This window comes from Bradyrhizobium sp. SZCCHNR2028 (genome assembly GCF_032380995.1).
Lineage (GTDB): Bacteria > Pseudomonadota > Alphaproteobacteria > Rhizobiales > Xanthobacteraceae > Bradyrhizobium.
The window spans coordinates 117264-136887 of the sequence record NZ_JAUHJF010000001.1; the positions used below are offsets into that span (position 1 = coordinate 117264).

At 66.4% G+C, this 19624-nt stretch carries 16 protein-coding genes; 4 read left to right on the top strand and 12 right to left on the bottom strand.

Annotation, left to right across the window (positions count from 1 at the left end; translation table 11 throughout):
- Positions 1–217 precede the first annotated feature (217 nt).
- The 4 genes from QX121_RS00565 to QX121_RS00580 form a co-directional block, all read right to left on the bottom strand.
- Positions 218–658, bottom strand: a complete 441-nt coding sequence (locus QX121_RS00565) for a hypothetical protein (protein WP_315738216.1) — start codon at positions 656–658, stop codon at positions 218–220.
- A gap of 259 nt (positions 659–917) precedes the next feature.
- Positions 918–1616 (bottom strand): transcriptional repressor LexA, encoded by a 699-nt coding sequence (gene lexA, locus QX121_RS00570; RefSeq protein WP_172109545.1) that lies wholly within the window; start codon positions 1614–1616, stop codon positions 918–920.
- Between the two features lie 206 nt (positions 1617–1822).
- On the bottom strand, positions 1823–3034 hold the full coding sequence (gene glp / locus QX121_RS00575; protein WP_315738215.1) for a gephyrin-like molybdotransferase Glp: 1212 nt from the start codon (positions 3032–3034) through the stop codon (positions 1823–1825).
- 232 nt (positions 3035–3266) lie between these two features.
- Positions 3267–4220: a LysR family transcriptional regulator gene (locus tag QX121_RS00580; RefSeq protein WP_315810884.1), complete on the bottom strand. Its 954-nt coding sequence runs from the start codon at positions 4218–4220 to the stop codon at positions 3267–3269.
- Positions 4221–4304: 84 nt separating this feature from the next.
- On the opposite strand from QX121_RS00580, the gene QX121_RS00585 reads away from it, so the two are divergent.
- Positions 4305–5237 carry an MBL fold metallo-hydrolase gene (locus tag QX121_RS00585; protein WP_315810885.1) on the top strand — a complete coding sequence of 311 codons (933 nt, stop codon included), beginning with the start codon at positions 4305–4307 and terminating at the stop codon, positions 5235–5237.
- A 12-nt stretch (positions 5238–5249) separates the two neighbouring features.
- Positions 5250–6239 (top strand): alpha/beta hydrolase, encoded by a 990-nt coding sequence (locus QX121_RS00590; protein WP_315810886.1) that lies wholly within the window; start codon positions 5250–5252, stop codon positions 6237–6239.
- 26 nt (positions 6240–6265) lie between these two features.
- Here QX121_RS00590 and QX121_RS00595 read toward each other — a convergent pair whose 3' ends face one another.
- From QX121_RS00595 to QX121_RS00605, 3 genes are all read right to left on the bottom strand, one after another.
- Positions 6266–6904 carry a hypothetical protein gene (locus QX121_RS00595; RefSeq protein WP_315810887.1) on the bottom strand — a complete coding sequence of 213 codons (639 nt, stop codon included), beginning with the start codon at positions 6902–6904 and terminating at the stop codon, positions 6266–6268.
- Positions 6905–7667: 763 nt separating this feature from the next.
- Positions 7668–8297 carry an HAD family phosphatase gene (locus QX121_RS00600; protein WP_315810888.1) on the bottom strand — a complete coding sequence of 210 codons (630 nt, stop codon included), beginning with the start codon at positions 8295–8297 and terminating at the stop codon, positions 7668–7670.
- A gap of 44 nt (positions 8298–8341) precedes the next feature.
- Complete coding sequence (locus tag QX121_RS00605) at positions 8342–9478, bottom strand: alpha-hydroxy acid oxidase (RefSeq protein ID WP_315738210.1); 1137 nt, start codon at positions 9476–9478, stop codon at positions 8342–8344.
- A 420-nt stretch (positions 9479–9898) separates the two neighbouring features.
- On the opposite strand from QX121_RS00605, the gene QX121_RS00610 reads away from it, so the two are divergent.
- Positions 9899–11233, top strand: a complete 1335-nt coding sequence (locus tag QX121_RS00610) for a S41 family peptidase (protein WP_315738209.1) — start codon at positions 9899–9901, stop codon at positions 11231–11233.
- A gap of 250 nt (positions 11234–11483) precedes the next feature.
- Here the strand turns inward: QX121_RS00610 and QX121_RS00615 are convergent, their stop codons facing one another.
- The 5 genes from QX121_RS00615 to QX121_RS00635 form a co-directional block, all read right to left on the bottom strand.
- Complete coding sequence (locus tag QX121_RS00615; RefSeq protein ID WP_315810889.1) at positions 11484–14195, bottom strand: EAL domain-containing protein; 2712 nt, start codon at positions 14193–14195, stop codon at positions 11484–11486.
- A 152-nt stretch (positions 14196–14347) separates the two neighbouring features.
- Complete coding sequence (moaC, locus tag QX121_RS00620) at positions 14348–14842, bottom strand: cyclic pyranopterin monophosphate synthase MoaC (RefSeq protein ID WP_315738207.1); 495 nt, start codon at positions 14840–14842, stop codon at positions 14348–14350.
- A gap of 2 nt (positions 14843–14844) precedes the next feature.
- On the bottom strand, positions 14845–15663 hold the full coding sequence (gene trpC / locus QX121_RS00625) for an indole-3-glycerol phosphate synthase TrpC (protein WP_315810890.1): 819 nt from the start codon (positions 15661–15663) through the stop codon (positions 14845–14847).
- Between the two features lie 15 nt (positions 15664–15678).
- A complete protein-coding gene (gene trpD, locus QX121_RS00630) occupies positions 15679–16692 on the bottom strand; it encodes an anthranilate phosphoribosyltransferase (RefSeq protein WP_315810891.1) in 1014 nt (337 codons plus the stop codon).
- 20 nt (positions 16693–16712) lie between these two features.
- Entirely contained in the window at positions 16713–18626 is a 1914-nt protein-coding gene (locus QX121_RS00635) for a peptidylprolyl isomerase (protein ID WP_315810892.1), read from the bottom strand.
- A 222-nt stretch (positions 18627–18848) separates the two neighbouring features.
- Here QX121_RS00635 and tpiA point away from each other — a divergent pair, with 222 nt between their 5' ends.
- The gene (gene tpiA / locus QX121_RS00640; RefSeq protein ID WP_315775013.1) at positions 18849–19604 is read left to right on the top strand and encodes a triose-phosphate isomerase; all 756 of its coding nucleotides are present in this window, start codon (positions 18849–18851) and stop codon (positions 19602–19604) included.
- Positions 19605–19624: the final 20 nt, after the last annotated feature.

Consider the following 19624-nt stretch of genomic DNA (forward strand, 5'->3'; position numbering starts at 1 on the left):
GCCGGGCTCGGTGATCCGGTCGGCCTTGTTCCAATCGATCTTGTTGACCGCGGCGGCAAGCTCCCCCGGCACACAATGCCGGCCGAGGGATGTCGTTCCTATTCGATGCGATGCCGGAGCGTGAGGTTCGCCCGAAAGGACCTTGCGCTTGCAGAAACCAAATCTCCCCCGGCCGAAAGCTCGCTCATGACCGAGAGAAATGCGGACGCGCAGGCGCTCAGGTGATGCTGATGCGGCGAATCGGTGTGGCCTGCGAAGCCGGAACGTCCTCCGCCACGCCCGGGCGGCGCTCGGCCGGCTGCTTGCTGACCGGCAATTGTAGCACGGTGACGCGCTGGCCCTCGCAGAGCTGGGTCACCAGCACGTGGCGGCCGTCGGCGAATTCGATCGCGTCGTGATGGCGATCGGGGATGTGCGTCTCGATGCTGTTGAACTTCGCGACGCGCTCGCGGATCGTCCGGGTCCAGAGCCAGCGGCTGTCGTAGCGGACGTCCTCGACAAATGCCAACTCGGTGCCGGGCAGCATGCAGACGGCGACGGTCGGCTCGCTCTCGAGGGCGAAGCCGCGGGTGGCGGTGCCGCGAAACGTCGTCGAGATCAACGTCTCGCCGACCTTGGCGGGACGGGACGCAACCGCATGGAGGCTGTAGTCACACATCGGATCGCTCCTCGTTGAGAGATAGCCGACCCACGCTCCCCCCGGACAGGCGCAGGCCTCTATCAGAGTGGACATCGATGGTGATGTTAGCGCGCGCTTCACGGCAATTCTGCGCTGATCTGCACCGCGTGCGCCCGCGGGCGATCACAAGCGTTTGAGCATGCCGCGCTGCACATCCTGAGGTGCATTCGCGCGTGACCAATTTCGATCGGCGGCGAAGCGCGTGCGCCCGTCGCCGATCGACCGATCGCGTCCGCGATCAGTACTTGCGATACAGCCCGACCAGCTTGCCTTGGATCTTCACCCGGTTCGGCGGCAGGATGCGGACCTCGTAGGCGGTGTTGGCCGGCTCCAGCGCGATCGATGCGCCGCGGCGGCGGAAGCGCTTCAACGTCGCTTCCTCATCGTCGATCAGCGCTACCACGATGTCGCCGGTGTCGGCGGTCTCGTTGCGCTGGATCAGCGCCATGTCCCCGTCGAGGATGCCGGCATCGACCATGGAGTCGCCGCGCACCTCAAGCGCATAGTGATCGCCGTTGCCGAGCATGTCGGCAGGCACGCTGATGGTGTGGCTGCGCGTCTGTAGCGCCTCGATCGGGGTACCGGCGGCGATGCGGCCCATCACCGGCACTGCGACGGGGCGCTCGCCATCGTCCAGCGCGGGAGTGCTGGTGCGCACCTTGCCGAGATTGCCCTCGATCACCGATGGGGTGAAGCCGCGGCGGTTGTTGGCGGCCTGTGACAGCTCGGGCAGCTTGATCACCTCGATCGCGCGGGCGCGGTTGGGCAGCCGGCGGATGAAGCCGCGCTCCTCGAGCGCCGTGATCAGGCGATGAATGCCGGACTTCGAGCGCAGATCGAGCGCATCCTTCATCTCGTCGAAGGACGGCGGCACGCCGGCTTCCTTGAGCCGCTCGTTGATGAACCGCAGAAGTTCGTACTGTTTGCGCGTCAGCATCTCGACCTGGTCCCCAGTTTGTTGTCGTCCGAGTCCAGGAGCTGCGCCTTGAGCACAAACCGGCTGAGAGCGCCTTGGAGTCGGACCATCATCGCGTCGCCCGCAACATACTAAAAACAAATCATGAACGGACACTATATGTTCGATGTGTGTTCCGCAATCCTTAAATTGTAGTGAACGGACCGGGCTTTGCCGGGGGAAACGGCCTAGCTCGGCAGGCGCAGGATCTCGCACGGGCTGCCGGCGGCGGCCTTCGGCGCAAACGCCCGCCGGATCACCAGCGCCTGCGAGAGCGCGAGATTGCCGAGCAGCGACGAATCCTGCTGGGTCACCGGCGTTGCGATCAGGGTGCCGTCGGCGCGCTCCTCGAGCTGCGCCCGCAGATAGTCCTCGCGCGAATCGTTGGCCCCGAGTTCGCGGCCGAGCAGGGCGGTCTCGCGTGGCATGCGAGCTTCGTCGCGGCCGAGCAGCCGCCGAATCAGCGGCACCAGGAACAGGATGGCGCAGACATAGGACGACACCGGATTGCCGGGCAGTCCGATCACCCTCATGTCGCCGAGCCGTCCGTGCATCATCGGCTTGCCCGGCCGCATCGCGATCTTCCAGAACGCCATCTCGACGCCCTCGGCTTCGAGCGCCTGCTTGACGAGGTCGTGATCGCCGACCGAGGCGCCGCCGGTCGTGATCAGGATGTCGGCCTTGGCCTCGCGCGCCCGCCGGATCCCGGCGATCGTGGCCTCCATCGTATCCGCGGCGATGCCGAGATCGATCGGTGTCGCGCCCTCGCTGCGCACCAGCGCCCGCAGGGCGTAGCCGTTGGAATAGACGATCTGGCCCGGGCCGGGCGTCGAGCCAGGCATCACGAGCTCGTCGCCGGTGGCGAGCAGCGCCACCTTCGGCCGGCGCCGCACCGGCAGTGCCGGATGATTCATGCTGGCCGCCAGCGACAGGTCGCGGTCGCTGAGCCGGCGGCCCGCCTTCAGCAGCACCATGCCCTCATGAAAGTCGACGCCGGCGGGCCGGATGTGCCGGCCCTTGATCGCGGCCTCGGTGATCACGACGTGGCCATCTTCGGCGATCGTGTCCTCCTGGATCACCACCGCGTCGGCGCCCTCAGGGACAACGCCACCAGTGAAGATGCGCGCCGCCTCGCCGGGTCCGACCACGCGATCGAACGGCCGCCCCGCCGCGACCTCGCCGATCACCCTCAGCCGCACCTTGGCCTGGGCTGCGTCCGCCGCGCGCACGGCGTAGCCGTCCATCGCCGACATCGCCTCGGGCGGCTGCGTCCGCAGCGCCGCGAGGTCGCGGGCCAGGATGCGGTGATGGGCCTCGTCCAGCGTCACCAGCTCCTCGGCCAGCGGCTCGGCGCCGGCGAGCACGGCGGACAACGCATCAGACACCGGCATCAGGGCCATGAGAGTTCCTTCGGACGGAGACGGCAGATCGAATGAGTCGCCTTCTAACCGAACGCGCACGGCCCGGCCAAGGGCTCAGGCCGCTTCCTGCCTTCTGATCGTCTGATGTTGGCCGCGTCCGGGCCGCTGCCTCACGACCGCGCGAGAAACCCTGCAATCAGTGCGCAGAAGGTCGACCGCAGTGCCAAGGCGTTGGCCGATGCGCCGTTCCGATTAGCTCCCGCCCCGCGTTCTATCCAGCAGCCGCGCGACAGGCGGCGCGCTCGGTCGTGTGCAGGATATCCGCCACCATGTTCCGCAGCCAGACCGATGCTGCATCACGATCGAGCTGCAGCGGCCAGACCATCGAGACGGCCGGCAGCCGCAGCTTCAACGGCGCGGGACAGAGCGTCAGCCCAAACCGCGGCCCGTAGAGCTTTGCCATCCTGGTCGGTATCGTCGTGATCACCGGTGACGCGGCCACCGTCGCCAGCACGCTGAGGAAATCCGAGGAGGCCGAGACCACGTTGAGCTCGGTCCCGATCTCGTCAAGCGCCGCCTCCAGGCAGCCCTGCAGGCTGTTGGTCAGCGTCACCAGCGCGTGGGGAAGCGACAGATAGTCGGCGAGGCTGATCGGCGTTTTCATCGCGATGCGCTTTGGATTGTAGACGCAGCTCAGAGCCTGCTCGAACAGGAACTGGGATCTGTGCCGCTGTGCGACGGCCTCGAAGCAGCCGACCGCAACATCCAAGGCGCCATCGTCGAGCAAACGATGCACCTCGTTGCGTTCGGTCGGCCGGCTGAGAAGCCGCACGCCGGGCGCCGAGCGACGGAGCGCCGCCGCAAGCTCGGGGATCAGCAGCAGCTCGACCTCGCTCGAAAATCCCAAGCGGATGGTGCGCTGCTCGGTCGCCGGGTCGAACTCCGGTGCGGCGTGCAGCGCAGCCTGCATCTGCGCCAGCGCTGCTCGAACCGGCCCGGCGAGCGCCGCCGCCCGCGGCGTCGGTTGCATGATCGTGCCGACGCGGACGAACAGCTCATCCTGCAGCAGCACGCGAAGCGTCGACAGCGAATGGCTCATTGCCGGCTGCCCCACCTTGAGGCGCGCCGCCGCGCGCGTGACACTGCGCTCCTGAATCAGCGCGTCGAATGCGACCAGCAGATTGAGGTCGAAGGAGCGAAGATCGAAGTGGTCGATGGACTGCATGAGTTGGATCGATTTGAGGAATGTATGACCTAGTCGTAGATCTCGGCCCAGACAAGATCACCGTTCGGATCGAGGCCGCCAGACATGCAGGACATCACGACCTATCGCGTCGGAGACGCCACCATCACGAGGATCTTCGAGATCGGCCTCGATGCGGTCGAGGGAGAGTTTTTGTTTCCGGGCGTAGAAGCAGACAGCATCGTTCGGGAACGAGGCCAGGTGGGGCCGGGATCGGTCGATCCGCACACGGGATCGTTGCGCCTGAGCATCCATAGCTGGCTGGTGCGGACGCCGGAGCGGGTGGTCCTGATCGACACGGCCACCGGCAATGACAAGGAGCGGCCCGGCGCAGCAGTTCTGCATCGCTTGAACGAGCCGTTTCTCGACCGGCTGCGGGCGGCCGGCGTCGCCCCTGGCGATGTCGATCTCGTCCTGATGACGCATCTGCACGCGGATCATGTGGGGTGGAATACGCAGCTTGCCGATGGCCGTTGGACGCCGGTGTTTCCGAACGCCCGGTACGTTTTCTCAGGCCGCGAGCGCGCCTATCTGGCGGCACTGTCGGCCGCTGACGGCTCGGATGCCGCGATCAGGGATGCGGCCGGTCTCGGTCGCATGCTGCATCCGCCGCTGCCAGGGGTCTACGAAGACAGCGTGCTGCCGATCGTCGAGGCCGGCCTCGCGCGTGAGATCACGGTCGATGGCAGCGAGGTCGTGGATGGCTTCCGCTATCTGCCGAGCCCTGGTCACAGCATCGATCACGCCTGCATCAGTCTCACCTCGCGCGGCGAGCGCGCGCTGTTCTGGGGCGATGTGATGCATCATCCGCTGCAGGTCGCGCGTCCGGATTGGAACTCGGTCTATTGCGAATTTCCGGACGCGGCGCGGAGCTCACGCCAATGGGCGCTGAACCACGCCGCCGAGACCGGCTCCCTCGTGTTCACGACCCACTTCGCCGAGTCCTCGGCCGGGCGGATCAGCCGCGACGACGACCGGTTCGCGTGGCACTTCGCCTGATCCGAGGTGACCATGACCGAGAACGCAACGTCCTCCTCGCGCATCGTTTCCGAGCGCCGCCTGATCGAAGGCCCGGTGTCCGACGTCCAGCTTCAGCTCATCAACAAGCGCCGGCATGACGTGCAACGGTTCTCGGCCGAGCGCACGCTGGTGATGATGCACGGCGCCACCTTTTCATCCGCCAGCCTGTTCGACGTCGCGGTTGGTGGCGCCTCCTTCATGGATGTCCTGGCGCAGGCCGGCTACGATGTCTGGGCCGTCGATGCGCGCGGCTATGGCGGCTCCAGCCGGCCGCCGGAGATGTCGCGGGCGGCCGAGGAGGGATCTCCATTGGTCAATGCGCGGACCGCCGTGGACGATTTCGGCGCGGCGGTGGACTTCATCTGCCGGCATCGCGACGTCCCGCGCGCCAACGTGCTCGGCATGTCCTGGGGCGCCACCGTCGCGGGCATGTTCGCGAGCGCGGCGAGCGCGAAGCTCGAGAAGCTGATCCTGGTGACGCCGCTCTGGCTGTCCAGCGAGCCGCTGCGCATCGACGCCGGCGGACCGCTCGGCGCCTATCGGATCGTCAGCCCGCGCGCGTTCGAGGCTGCGTGGCGCGGCGCCGCTCCGGAGCAGGCGCGGGACAAGCTGATTCCGGACGGCTGGTTCGAGTCCTGGGCGGAGGCGACGCTCGCGACCGATCCGGACTCGCCGTACCCCGGCGCGATCCGTGCGCCTTCGGGCGCGGTGCAGGACGTGCGCGAGCATTGGACCGTGGACCAGCCGATCTACGATCCCAGCACGATCAACTGCCCTGTTCTCGTGCTCTCGGCGGAATGGGATCTGGACGTCCGCTTCGACGTGGCGCACGACCTGTTCGTTCGTCTCGTGAGCGCGCCGTACAAGCGCCTGGTCGAGATCGGGCAGGGCACGCACATGATCCTGATGGAGCGGAATCGACGGCAGGCGTTCGATGCGGTGATCGGATTTCTGGACGAGCGCGTCGTGCCGGCGCGTTGATCGTCGCGCGGACGGCCTGCACCGCGTTAGAGCGGATGCCGAATCCAGACATTCGGCTCGACATAGGCGGCATGGTCGTGCTCGACCGACGCGAGCACGGGCACGAGAGCAGCGGGGACCTCGATCTCACCCGAGCGATCGAAGGTCACGCCGGTCCATTGCGACCACTCGGCGAGCGTGCCGACGATGGTCATCGAGCACGGCGCGATCTTGACGATCTCGCCACCGATGCCGAGGTGCGTGCGCAGCCAGGAATCGACCAATCGGCCGTCTTCGCGCCGCTGATCGAGATAGGCGCGCATCGGCGTCCGCGGCGCCAGATGTTTCTGGTTCGGTCGCACCGGCGCATACAGCTCGGCAAAACCTTTGGCGCGTGCGCAGCCTTTCAGAGCCGCGAGCATGGCGAGCGAGCTGCCGGGCACGCGCGCCTTCGGCAGCAGCGCGATCTCCAGCGCGCTCATCGTCGTCGGCCGCCGTCCCAGCAGGCGGTCCTCGTGACCCCAGCGGATCACCTCGTCCCAGCCCGCATCCGGCAGCGTGCGGCGGCCCTCGATGCCGAAGGTGAAGGGGACGGCGAAGGCGCGCCCGACCACCTCGTCACCGGCGAGCGCCACGTAGGCGCAGTCCGCATATTGGTCGAACACGGGCGAGTCGAAGTACAACATCGCCGTCCGGTCTTGACGCATGAACTCGAGCTAAAGACCATCGAGCCCGGGCGAGAACACGCGCGGGATCAGGTCGGCCGATCACGCAAACAAATGATGTCGAGGGGCATTCGGTTCTTCCGGGCGGCGGGGCGTGCAGGAGCGGACAGCTTAGGCGGTCGGGTCGTCTGCGACCAGCGGATGCGGCGGGAGACGGGCCGGATCGCGCCCTTGCCGGCGGTCGAATTTAGGATTCGCTTTTTCGGAAAAGTCTGCTATGCTGATTTGGTCCCGTGCTCGACAGGAGGGGCGCTTCGCGATCGTCACGGACGTGGAGCGCGGGATGCGGTGGCCGCGACGTGTCGCAGCGTGCCCTGATGGCGCGCGGACGAACGGCATGGCGCGGACGTGAAGTCGCGTGGTCCTGGCATCCCGAAGCTGATGCCAAGCCGGCGGGTGATGATGATCCCGACGGCGACGGTGGCCAACAAGCCGGGCACCGGGGAGATCGCGTATAAACGTGAAGACCATCGCGCAGGGAATGCCGGATGTCGGCTGGACCTGTGGTGACTGCCGCCTGCTTTTTTTCTGCAGGCGGGCCATGGGTTGCGGCCAGCAGCCCGGCATTCCCTGCGCCCTCCGATTGGAGGAGGGTGAGATGAGAGCAGCAAAGCTCGGGCACATCGTGTCGCGAGAACAATCTTGCATGAGTGGCACCGTCATTGCGAGCGCAGCCTTTCAGAACGTCACGCCGCTGGCCATGACGCACCCTTGCGCGATGCGATCAGATCCCGAGCGCCTCCAGCGCCGCGGCGATATCGGCCGTCGAGCGCACCAGCACCGCCTGCAGCCCGCTGGCCCGCGCGCCGTCGATGTTTTCAGCGAGATCGTCGAAGAATACGATGCGCCCGGCGGGCACGCCGATCGCATCGACCACATGCGCGTAGGCCTCGACGTCCGGCTTTCGCAGGCCGATCGACGACGACAGGAAGATTTCGCGAAAGTGACCGAGCAGGTCGGCGTAGCGCGGCGAGAAGTGATCGATGTGCGGCTGGTTGGTGTTGGAGAAGGCGTACAGCGGCAGCTTGTCGGCGGCGCGGGTGAGCAGCGGCGCGATGCCGGGCATCGGGCCGACGAAGATCGCGTTCCAGCCGTCGAGAAACTGCGCGTCGGTGATGTCGATGCCGAGCTGCCGGCGCAGGTTGGCGAAGAATGCAGCGTCGGAGACCGTGCCGCGCTCATGGCCGTGATAGATCTCGTCGCGCACGAAGCGGGCGGCGAGATGCTCCGGCGCGCAGCCGGCATGCGCGGCCCAGCGCGAGACGACCTGGACGAAATCGATGTCGATGACGACGCGGCCGAGATCGAACAGCAGCGCGTCGGCGTCGCCGGGGCGGAGAGCGGAGGAGGGCATGGAGGGGGCGTCGATGGCTGGCGTTGAACGGAAGGGCCTCCGCCTCAATAGCGGTAGGGCTCGATGTCGACCAGCGGAAACGCGCTGACGACGCTCGGCTGGTTGGTGGCGGTTGCCGGATGCAGGTAGGAGCCGTTGAGCTCGGCGAACGAGGTGACGCCGAGCAGGCCGAGCGCGCGGATGACCTCGTCCTCCAGCAGCTCGAGCATGCGCAGGATGCCGTCCTCGCCGGCCGCGGCGAGCGCCCAGCATTGCAGCCGGCCGATGCCGACGAGGTCGGCGCCGGAGGCGATCGCCTTGACGATGTCGGTGCCGCGGCAGAAGCCGCCGTCGACCATGATCTTTGCCCGGCTCTTCACGGCGGCGACGATCTCCGGCAGCACTTGCATGGCTCCGCGGCCATGGTCGAGCTGGCGGCCGCCATGGTTGGAGACGTAGATCCAGTCGACGCCGTGATCGACCGCAATCTGCGCGTCCTCGGCGGTCGCGATGCCCTTGATGATCAGCGGCAGCTTGAACTTGTCCTTGATCAGCTTGACGGTGTGCCAGCTCAGCGCTTTCTGGTGGTCGCCGCCGGTCGCGCGCAGCCGGCTTTCGCGGACGTAGCGCTTGGCGATGTCGCGCTCGCGCCGGCTGTAATGGGCGGTGTCGACGGTCAGGCAGAACGCGGTGTAGCTGTTGGCGACCGCCCGGCTCACATAGTCCTCGACGAAGGCGTCGTCGCCGCGGACATAGAGCTGGAAGATTCGCAGCGCGTCGGGCGCGGCCTCGGCGGTCTTCTCCAGCCCGGGTTCCGACACCGAGCTCAGCATGTGCGCCGCTCCGAATCGGCCCGCCCCACGGGCCACGCTGGCCGCCCCTGCCGGATCGAAGATTTCGAGCGCACCGACCGGGGCCATGACCACCGGCAGGCGCAGCTTGCGTCCGAAAGTTTCGACCGAGGCATCGACCCTGGACACGTCGCGCAGCACGCGCGGACGGAACGCGATCTCGTCGAGCGCCATCCGGTTCCGACGCAGCGTGGTCTCGGTTTCGGCCCCGCCGATGATGTAGTCCCAGGCGTTCTGGTTGAGCTGGGCGCGCGCCTTGCGGATGAGCTCGTGCAGGTTCTGGAACTTCTCGTCGCTCGAGCCGAGTTCGACGTTCCGCCACCCGGCCTCGATCGGGGTCCGTTGGTTCATGTTTGCCTCCCAGCGACTGTCATGTTTGCGGTTTTGCCGCGGAGCATCGCCCATCGAGCGGGCCGGGAGCAAGCCATTCCGAACTCGAGCTTCCCGGGCGCGCGCAGGGAGCGGCGCCCCGCAGGCCCAGGCCATCAAATCGCGGCGTGGTACACGGCTCGTCGAATTGTGATCATGGGTGTCCGTGAAAGACGGGGTATGTTCAGCCGGGCCCGGCGCCGGCGCAGCCTTGAGCTTGATTTCAGCCTGTGAACGTCCATTTCGGATGCGAGCGCCGGCGGTCGGGCCCCGGTACGGCGGCGCAATATCGGCCTTGAAGAAACCGGAAATGTGGTGTGTGTTCGCAACACAAATCGCGCCGGCGATGCGTGCGGACCATTTGATCGGCCGGCCATCCAACAAACGCTCGGGAAGCAAACAATGCGGAAAAACTGGCTGTTCTTGGCGGGCACGATGACCGGCGTCGGGCTGACCCTGATGGTCACGGGTCCCGACGGCGCGCAACTCGTTGCCAAGGCCAAGGCCGCGGCCGGCATGGCCGACACCTATTCGCAGCTCAATCTGTTCGGCGCGGTGTTCGAGCGTGTTCGCGCCGACTATGTCGAGAAGCCGAGCGATCCCGCGCTGATCGAAGGCGCCATCAACGGCATGGTGTCCTCGCTCGATCCGCATTCGCGCTACATGAACGACAAGTCCTGGCGCGACATGCAGGAGACCACGTCCGGCGAGTTCGGCGGACTCGGTCTCGAGGTCACCATGGAGGAGGGCCTGGTCAAGGTCGTCGCGCCGATCGATGACACGCCCGCGTCCAAGGCCGGCGTTCTCTCGGGCGATCTCATCGCCAAGATCGACGGCGAGGCGGTGCAGGGACTGACGCTCGAGCAGGCCGTCGCCAAGATGAAGGGCGGCGTCAACACCAAGACCAAGCTCACCATCATGCGCAAGGGCAAGGACGCACCGCTCGACGTTACGCTGACGCGCGAGATCATCAAGGTGCGCCCGGTCCGCTATCACACCGAAGGCGGCGACATCGGCTATATCCGCATCACATCATTCAACGAGCAGACCACCGAGAGCCTGCGCAAGGCCGTCGCCAGCATCTCCAAGGACATTCCGCAGGAGAAGCTCGCCGGCTATGTGGTCGACCTGCGCAACAATCCGGGCGGCCTGCTCGATCAGGCGGTGTCGGTCTCAAGCACGTTCCTCTCGCGAGGCGAGGTGGTTTCGACCCGCGGCCGCAATCCTGAGGAGACGCAGCGCTTCACCGCACGCGGCGGCGATCTCACCAAGGGCAAGCCGCTCGTGGTGCTGATCAACGGCGGCTCGGCCTCGGCGTCGGAGATCGTGGCGGGCGCGCTGCACGATCACAAGCGTGCAACCCTGGTCGGCACGCGCTCGTTCGGCAAGGGTTCCGTGCAGACCATCATTCCGCTCGGCGCCGGCAATGGCGCGCTGGCGCTGACCACGGCGCGCTACTACACGCCGTCGGGACGCTCGATCCAGGCGCAGGGCATCGCGCCGGACATCGAGGTCAAGCAGGACGTGCCGGACGAGCTGAAGGATCGCGGCGATCTCAAGGGTGAGGCCGGCATGCGCGGCCATCTCTCGGCGCCCGACGGCACCGAGCAGACCGGCTCGCAGTCCTACGTTCCGCCGGACGAGAAGGACGACAAGGCGCTGCACGCCGCCTTCAACGTGCTGCGCGGCGTCACCGTGAATGCCGACGTCCGAGCCAAGGCGGCGGTGCCGAACTGATCTGCGAAGTGGGCGGGTGCGCGGCTTGCGACGCTCGATGCTCACACCCGACGGGGCGGCCCTGAGGCCGTCCCGCCGTGGTTTTCGACCAGCGTGTACAAGCGGACACGGAGTATGTCCGTCTGTGTCCCGTAGATCATGGCGGAGCCGTGGACTTCAAGCGGCGGACGGGACGACTGGTTGGTAGGGTTTGAGTTTGGCTTGTGGAAAAGCCTCAAATTGCAACGGTATTTATCGGTTCGGAACTGGCTCACGCGGCGTTGGGGCGCGAATGGCGGCCGGTTGAGGGATTGGCGCGCTGCGCGGCGAACAATTGCCCCACGTCGGCTGCGGGCTTCGGAGGGCTGAACAGATAGCCCTGCATCTCCGAGCAGCCGAGCCGCTTCAGCACCTGGCGCTGCGCCTCGGTCTCGACGCCCTCGGCGGTCGTCGACATCTTGCGGATGGCGGCGATGTTGACCACGGCCTGGACGATCGCCGCGGAGCCCTCACTCTCGGTGATGTCCTGGACGAAGCAGCGGTCGATCTTGATCTTGTCGAACGGAATGCGCTGGAGGTAGCTGAGGCTCGAATAGCCGGTGCCGAAATCGTCGAGCGCGATACGGACGCCGAGCGCGCGCAACTGATGCAGGGTGTCGAGCGCGTCGTCGTCGCGGATCAGCACCGCTTCCGTGATCTCGAGCTCCAGCCGATGCGGCGGCAGGCCGGAGGTCGCAAGCGCATTCGCGACCTTGAGCGCCAGGGTGCCGCTCTTGAACTGCACCGGCGAGACGTTGACGGCGAGCCGGATGTCGTCCGGCCAGCTCACAGCCTCGGTACAGGCGACCTGAAGGACGCGTTCGCCGAGCAGGTTGATGAGGCCCGTGTCCTCGGCGATCGGAATGAACTCGGCTGGCGAGACGGTGCCGCGGGTCGGATGCTTCCAGCGCACCAGCGCCTCGCAGCCGACGATGCGGTCGTCCTGCAGGCTCAGACAAGGCTGGTAGTAGACCTCGAGCCGATCGTCGGCGATGGCCTGGCGCAGGTCGACCTCGAGCTGGTGGCGCGCCTTGACCTGGGCGTCCATCTCGGGCTCGAAGAAGCGCCAGGTGCGCCGTCCCGCGGCCTTGGCGGCGTACATCGCCAGATCGGCATTCTTCATGATCTGGTCGAGATCGGTGCCGTGCTCGGGGATCAGCGCCACGCCGATCGAGGCGTCGGCGGTGAGCTGATGGCCGAGGCAGTAGCGCGGGGCGCGGATCGCGCTGAGAATATCCTCGATCAGCTGTTCGACGTCCTCGCGGTTGCGGATGGCCGTCTGAACCACGGCGAACTCGTCGCCGCCGAGGCGGGCGACGAATCCCGTGGTGCCGACACAGGCGCTCAGGCTCGCCGCGACGGATTTCAACAGCTCGTCGCCGACGAGGTGGCCGAGCGAATCGTTGACGCCCTTGAACTCGTCGATGTCGATGTAGTGCAGCGCGAGGCGCCGGCCTTGGGGGACGCCGGTCAGCTCCTCCTTGAGGCGCTCGTGAAACAGGGTGCGGTTCGGCAGATCCGTCAGGGCATCATAGTGCGCCAGATGCGTGATCTGCTCCTCGGACCGTTTGCGCTCGGTAATGTCCTCGTGGGTGGCGAGCCAGCCGCCGCCCGCGATCGGCTCGTTGACGATCTGGATCCAGCGACCGTCCGTGGTCTCGATGATCTGCGAGGTCTTGCGGCCGATGTCGCGCAGCACCGCATCGGCATATTCGCCGTCGTCGCCCGCGAGCGAGCCGGTCGCCTTGCGGTGCGCGATCAACTCGCGGAACGTGCAGCCTGGTTTCACGACGTCGGCAGACAGGCCGTACATGTCGACGTAGCGCTGGTTGCTGATGACCAGGCGCTCCGATGCGTCGAACAGCAGGAGGCCCTGGGTCATGTTGTTGACGGCCTTGTCGAGCCGTTCCTTCTCCAGCGTCAAGCGGCGGCTGGAGGCGTCGTGGTCGCTGATCAACCGGCGCACCACGACGTAGAGCATGCCGGCGATCAGCAGCACCGAGGTCACGCCGACGGCGATCAGGAAGCGCATCTGCTCGCGCCAGTCGGCGAGCGCCGCCGAGACCGTCGTCGTCGCGGTCACGATCAAGGGATAGCTCGTCAGCCGGTGCGACGCGCCGATGCGGTGCTCGCCGTCGACGGGGCTGCTGAAAATGCCCGTGGTGTTGCCATCGCCGGCCAGGATCTGGCGGAAGATCGGCGCGCTCTTGTAGTTCTGGTTCTGCATGCCCTCGTGGCGTGGATGGCGGGCCAGAAGGGTTCCGTCGCGATGCATCATCGAGATCGCCGCGTCGGGTCCGAGCGCGACGGAGGCGAAGAACCGCTCGACATTGATGGGTTCGAGGCTGCGGCCGATGATGCCCAGGAACTCGCCGTTGGGACTGGTCAGCTTCAGGGCGATGACCGCGACATATGTGCCGGTGATCCGGCCCACGACCGGTTCGATCAGCAATTGCGGCGCGGTCGGATCGGCTTTCAGCCGCTTGAAAAAGGTGCGATCGGCAATATTGACGGGCGGCACCGGCCAGGTCGCTCCGGAGTTGATCAGGTTGCCGTCGGAGTCGAAGATGTTCAGACCGCCGACATAGGTCACCGCGCTCAGCTTGTCCTTCAGCATGGCATTGACGGCGGCGCTTCCCATCTGCTCCTTGAAGCGGGCGCCGGTGTCGATATGGTTCTGTCGGACGTAGTTGGCGAGATCGCGCTGGATCGCGCCGAGATCCTCCATCTGCTGATCGAAATGACGCGCCAGTAGAAGGACGGTGTTCTCCAGCTCGCGCGTCGCGCTGTTCAGCGCGCGTTCCCGGAAACTGTCGGCCATGATGGTCGTGCCGATCGCGATGGCTGCAATAAGCACGAGGCCTCCGCCGACCAGCCAGCGGATCGGTCCACCGCGGTCGGTCGAAGCTCTGAGGGCATTCCGTGGACTAGCGTTGGTCGTCATCGGTCCTGAATACGCTTGCGATAGGCGCTTCGGGATGGAACCGCTACGATGTCCCTCCCACAACCATTGCTATAGGCCCGCTATGGAAGTGAGGTTAGGAAGTTGAGTTAGCGAACAATTAATTCGAAGTTGTATTTGGTTTTCAAATACCTTCAGGCGCGATAATGCCCGGACTTGCCGCCGATCTTCTCGGTCAAACGGATACCTTCGATGCGCACGCCGCGCTCGGCGGCCTTGATCATGTCGTAGATCGTCAGGCAGGTGACGGACACGGCCGTCAGGGCTTCCATCTCGACGCCGGTCGGCCCGGTGACCTTGACGGTTGCACTGACGATGCAGCCGGGCAGCGCAGCATCGGGGGTGATGTCGACGGTGACCTTGGAGAGCGCCAGCGGGTGGCACAGCGGAATGAGCTCGGATGTGCGCTTGGCGGCCATGATGCCGGCAATGCGGGCCGTGCCGAGTACGTCGCCCTTCTTGGCGTTGCCGGAGATGATGAGCTCGAGCGTCGCGGGACTCATCACCACGCGGCCTTCGGCTGTTGCCGTGCGCTCCGTTGCAGCCTTGTCCGACACGTCGACCATGCGGGCTTCGCCACGAGCATCGATGTGGGTGAGGGCGGGAGCGCCGGGTGACTTGTCGGACATTGTCACTCAGCCGCGCTGGCGGAGGCGGCATCGCGCGCGAGCAACGCGCGGGTCGCCGCCGTGACGTCCGCCTGCCGCATCAGGCTCTCGCCGACCAGGAAGGTCTGGATGCCGACGCGCGCCAGGCGCGCGAGATCGGCCGGCGTGAAGATGCCGCTCTCGCCGACCAGCAGACGCTCCTTCGGGACCAGCGGCGCCAGCGTCTCGGAGGTCGCCAGCGTGGTCTCGAAGGTGCGCAGGTTGCGGTTGTTGATGCCGATCATCGGCGAGCGCAGCTTCAGCGCGCGATCGAGCTCGGCGCGATCATGGATCTCGATCAGCACATCCATGCCGTGGGCGAGCGCGGCGGCCTCGATCTCCGCAGCCGCGGCGTCGTCGAGCGCGGCCATGATGATCAGGATGCAGTCGGCGCCATGAGCGCGAGCCTCGACCACCTGATAGGTGTCGAACATGAAGTCCTTGCGCAGCACGGGCAGGGCGGTCGCGGCGCGTGCGGCGACCATGAAGTCCAGATGGCCCTGGAACGACGGCGTGTCGGTCAGCACCGAGAGGCAGGCCGCGCCGCCGGCCTCATAGGCCCTGGCGAGAACAGGCGGATCGAAATCGGCGCGGATCAACCCCTTCGACGGTGAAGCCTTCTTCACCTCCGCGATCAGCGCGTAGTCGCCGTTCGCATGCTTGGCTCGGATCGCCGCGACGAAGCCGCGCGGCGCTGAGGCATCACGCGCTCGCGCCTCGAGATCCGACAGCGGGCACGCCCGCTTGGCGGCCGCGATCTCCTCGCGCTTATAGGCTTCGATCTTGGCCAGGATATCCGACATGGCGCGCTCCGCAGATCAGTCGTTCGAGACGTCGATCAGCTGCTTCAGCCGCGCCGCTGCGGCGCCGCTGTCGAGCGAATCCCGGCCGATTGCAACGCCTTCCTTCAGCGTCTTGGCGCGGCCGGAGACAACCAGCGCCGCCGCGGCGTTCAGCAGGGCCACATCGCGGTAGGGACTCGGCAGGCCATCGAGCACACTCTGCAGCGCCACCGCATTGGCCGCGGCGTCGCCGCCCTTCAGACCATCGCTGCCGCACAGGCCAAGCCCGGCCTCCTCGGGCGAGACCTCGAAGGTACGGATATGGCCGTTCTCCAGGGCAGCGACGAAGGTCGGGCCGGTCAAGGTGATCTCGTCGAGCCCGTCGGAGCCGTGCACGACCCAGGCGGCTTCCGAGCCAAGATTCTTCAGCACCTGTGCCAACGGCTCCACCCATTGCCGCGAGAACACGCCGACCATCTGGCGCCTGACGCCGGCCGGATTGGACAGGGGACCGAGCAGATTGAAGATCGTGCGAGTGGCGAGCTCGACCCGGGTCGGACCGACGTTCTTCATCGCCGGATGATGCGCGGGCGCGAACATGAAGCCGATGCCGGCCTCACGCACGCAGCGCCCGACCTGGTCGGGCTTCAGATCGATCTTGACGCCGAGCGCGGCGAGCACGTCGGCCGCGCCCGAGCGCGACGACAGCGCGCGGTTGCCGTGCTTGGCGACCGGCACGCCGGCGCCGGCCACGATGAAGGAGGCGCAGGTCGAGACGTTGACCGAGCCAGAGCCGTCACCGCCGGTGCCGACGATGTCGAGCGCGCTCGCTGGCGCGTCGACGCGCAGCATCTTCGCCCGCATCACGCTGACGGCGCCGGTGATCTCCTCGACCGTCTCGCCGCGCACGCGCAGCGCCATCAGCAGTGCGCCCATCTGCGACGGCGTCGCCTCGCCCGACATCATGCTGTCAAAGGCGGACGCCGCCTCCTCGCGGGACAGCGGCGCGCCGGTCGCCACCTTGCCAATGATCGACTTGAGATCGTCCATCGCGTGCCCCTAGCGATCCGTCATTGGTTGCTGCTGCCGCCGCCGACCACCTGGGCCACGGCAGCCTCGTTGATCGTCGTCCCGATGTCCTTCTCGAGCTTCATGACATAGGCCGTGCCTTGCTCGTCGGCGAGCGCGCGCTGCAACTGGTCCTTCAGCTTCTTGGTGTCTTCGGACGCGAGGTCGACCTTCGGCTCGATGATGTCGGTGACACGGAACACAATCCACTGCCGGCCGCCATCAGCCTCGGTCTGGCCGACGCCGTCCTTCGCCGTGCGGAATGCGGCGGTGATCGCTCCGGTGGGGACGCCGGAAACCGAGGCGTCGCGCTTGAACGTGCTGGCCGTCTCGACCTTCACGCCGAGCGATGCCGCCTCGTCGGCGAGCTTGCCGCCCTCGTTGAGCTTCTTGACCAGTTCGGTGGCCTTCGCGCGCAGCTTGGCTGCGACCTCGTCGTCGCGCCAGCGCGCGGCGACCTGATCCTTGACCTCGTCGAGGGGGCGATCGCGCGGCGGGGTGATGCCGAGAACCTCGAACCAGACATAGCCGCCGCGGAACGAGATCGGCTCGTTGTCGACACCGACGTCGCTGTTGAAGGCCTGCGCAACGACATCCAGGCCAAGCGGGATGTTCGAAACGGGCTGGCCGTTGGGTTGCTTGCCGGACCTGTCGACCGCTTCGAGCGTGACGGCATTGAGACCGAGCTTCTTGGCGGCCTCTGACACGCTGGCGCCACCGCCGCGCTCGTCTTCCATCTTGTCGCGAAGATTGGCGACTTGCGACTTGGCGCGGTCGGCTGCGATCTCTTTCTTGATGTCGGCAGCGACGCTCTCATATTCCGGCTGTTGGCCCGGCTGAATCGCGCTGACCTTGACCAGCGCCACGTTGAACGCGCCCTTGACCGGCTGGCTGACCTCGCCGGTCGGCAGCGAGAAGGCGGTATCGGCAACGACAGGGTCGAGAATCGCCGATTTCGTCACCAGACCGAGATCGAGATCGGCTGGGTTGAGGTTGCGCTCCTTGGCGAGCTCGTCGAACGTGACTTCACCCGCGGCGATCCGGGCGCGCGCCGCTTGTGCCTCCTCTATGGTGGAGAAGGTCATCTGCTGGACTTGGCGCTTCTCCGGCGTGCCCATCAGCGCCTTGCGCTGGTCGAACAGCTTCCTGGCGTCCTCGTCAGATACGTCGGTCCACTTGCCGATCTCTTCGGGCGTCACCACGACGAAGGAGATCTTGCGATATTCCGGCGCCTTGAACTGGGCTTTGTGCTCTTCGAAATAGGACGCGAGAACCTCGGGCGAGGGCGCATCGATGGTGCCGGCCTGCGCCGCGTCGAGCTTGATGTAATCGATCGAGCGCTGCTCGTTCTGGAAGCGGCCGAGCGCCTCGAGCATCGTGTTGGACGGCTCCAGCCCGGCCGCGATCGTGCCGGTGATCTGCCGCCGCAGCGACTGTCGGCGTTGGTCAGCCAGATAGCGCTGCTCGGTGAAGCCGAAATTGCGGATGATGGCCTGGAAACGCTGCGGGTCGAACGCCCCGTTCGGGCCCTTGAAGTTGGGATCGCTGAGGATCACCCGCATGGTCTCCGCATCGGACTGGGCGAGACCGAGACGGCGGGCCTGCTCGTCGAGGGCGGCTTCCGCAATCGTCTGCTGCAGAACGGAGCGGTCGAGCCCGAACATGCGGGCTTGCTCGGTGGTCAGCGGACGGCCGAGCTGGCGGCCGATCTGCTGCAGCCGGTCGGTATAGATCTGCCGGAACTCGTTGACCGAGATCTCCGTGCGTCCCACGGTTGCAGCCGTCGACTGCCCGAAGCCGCGGAAGATGTCGGCGATGCCCCAGATGCCGAAACTGACGATCAAAACGCCCATGACCACCGCCATGATGGTCTTGCCGAGCCAGTTTGATGAGGCCTTGCGTAATCCTCGAAGCATGGGTCCAGTCTGTCTGCAGGAAAAAGGATGAAGAGGCCGCGCCTTAAAGCAGATTCCGCAAAAGGCCGTCACCGAGTTGAAACGGCTTATAAAGAGGCCGCCGCCCGGTCGCAACCTCGGCCCTGAGGCCGATTGAAGCGGTGGGAAGACGGGTCCCGCTCTGGTGCTCGTCGAACGGCTCTGCTAGCCGATGTCCGTCACAACATTTGCTGGAATCCCGCCATGACCGACCGCATCCGGCCGCTGATCGCCGGCAACTGGAAAATGAACGGCCTGAAGGCCTCGACCGCCGAGTTCGACGCCATGCTGGCCGGAGCCGCCGAGGTCACCGGCAAGGCCGATCTGCTGGTCTGTCCGCCCGCCACTCTGGTGGCAGGCTTCGCCGAGAGGGCACGCGGCACCCACGCGATCGCGGTCGGCGCTCAGGATTGCCACCCCAAGGCGTCGGGAGCCCATACCGGGGACATCTCGGCGGAGATGCTGGCCGATGCCGGCGCCAGCGCCATCATCGTCGGCCATTCCGAACGGCGCGCCGATCATGGCGAAACCGATGTTGTGGTGCACCAGAAGACTGAGGCGGTGTGGCGCGCCGGATTGGTCGCGATCGTTTGCGTCGGCGAAACCCAGCAGCAGCGCGATGCCGGGCAAACGCTCGACATCCTGCGCGGCCAGCTCAACCTCAGTCTGCCGCAGGGCTCACGGGCCGACAACCTGGTCGTGGCCTATGAGCCGGTCTGGGCGATCGGCACCGGCCTGACCCCGACCGCCAAGGATGTCGAGCAGATTCATGCCTTTATCAGAGAGCTGCTGATCGATCGCTTCAAGCAGGAGGGAGCGCGGACGCGCATCCTCTATGGCGGCTCGGTGAAGCCCTCCAATGCGGCCGAGCTGATGGCGGTCGCGAATGTCAACGGCGCGCTGGTCGGCGGCGCCAGCCTGAAAGCCTCAGACTTTCTCGCCATTGCGAAGGGCTGTTGAGAAGCGACGTGAGCGAAAAC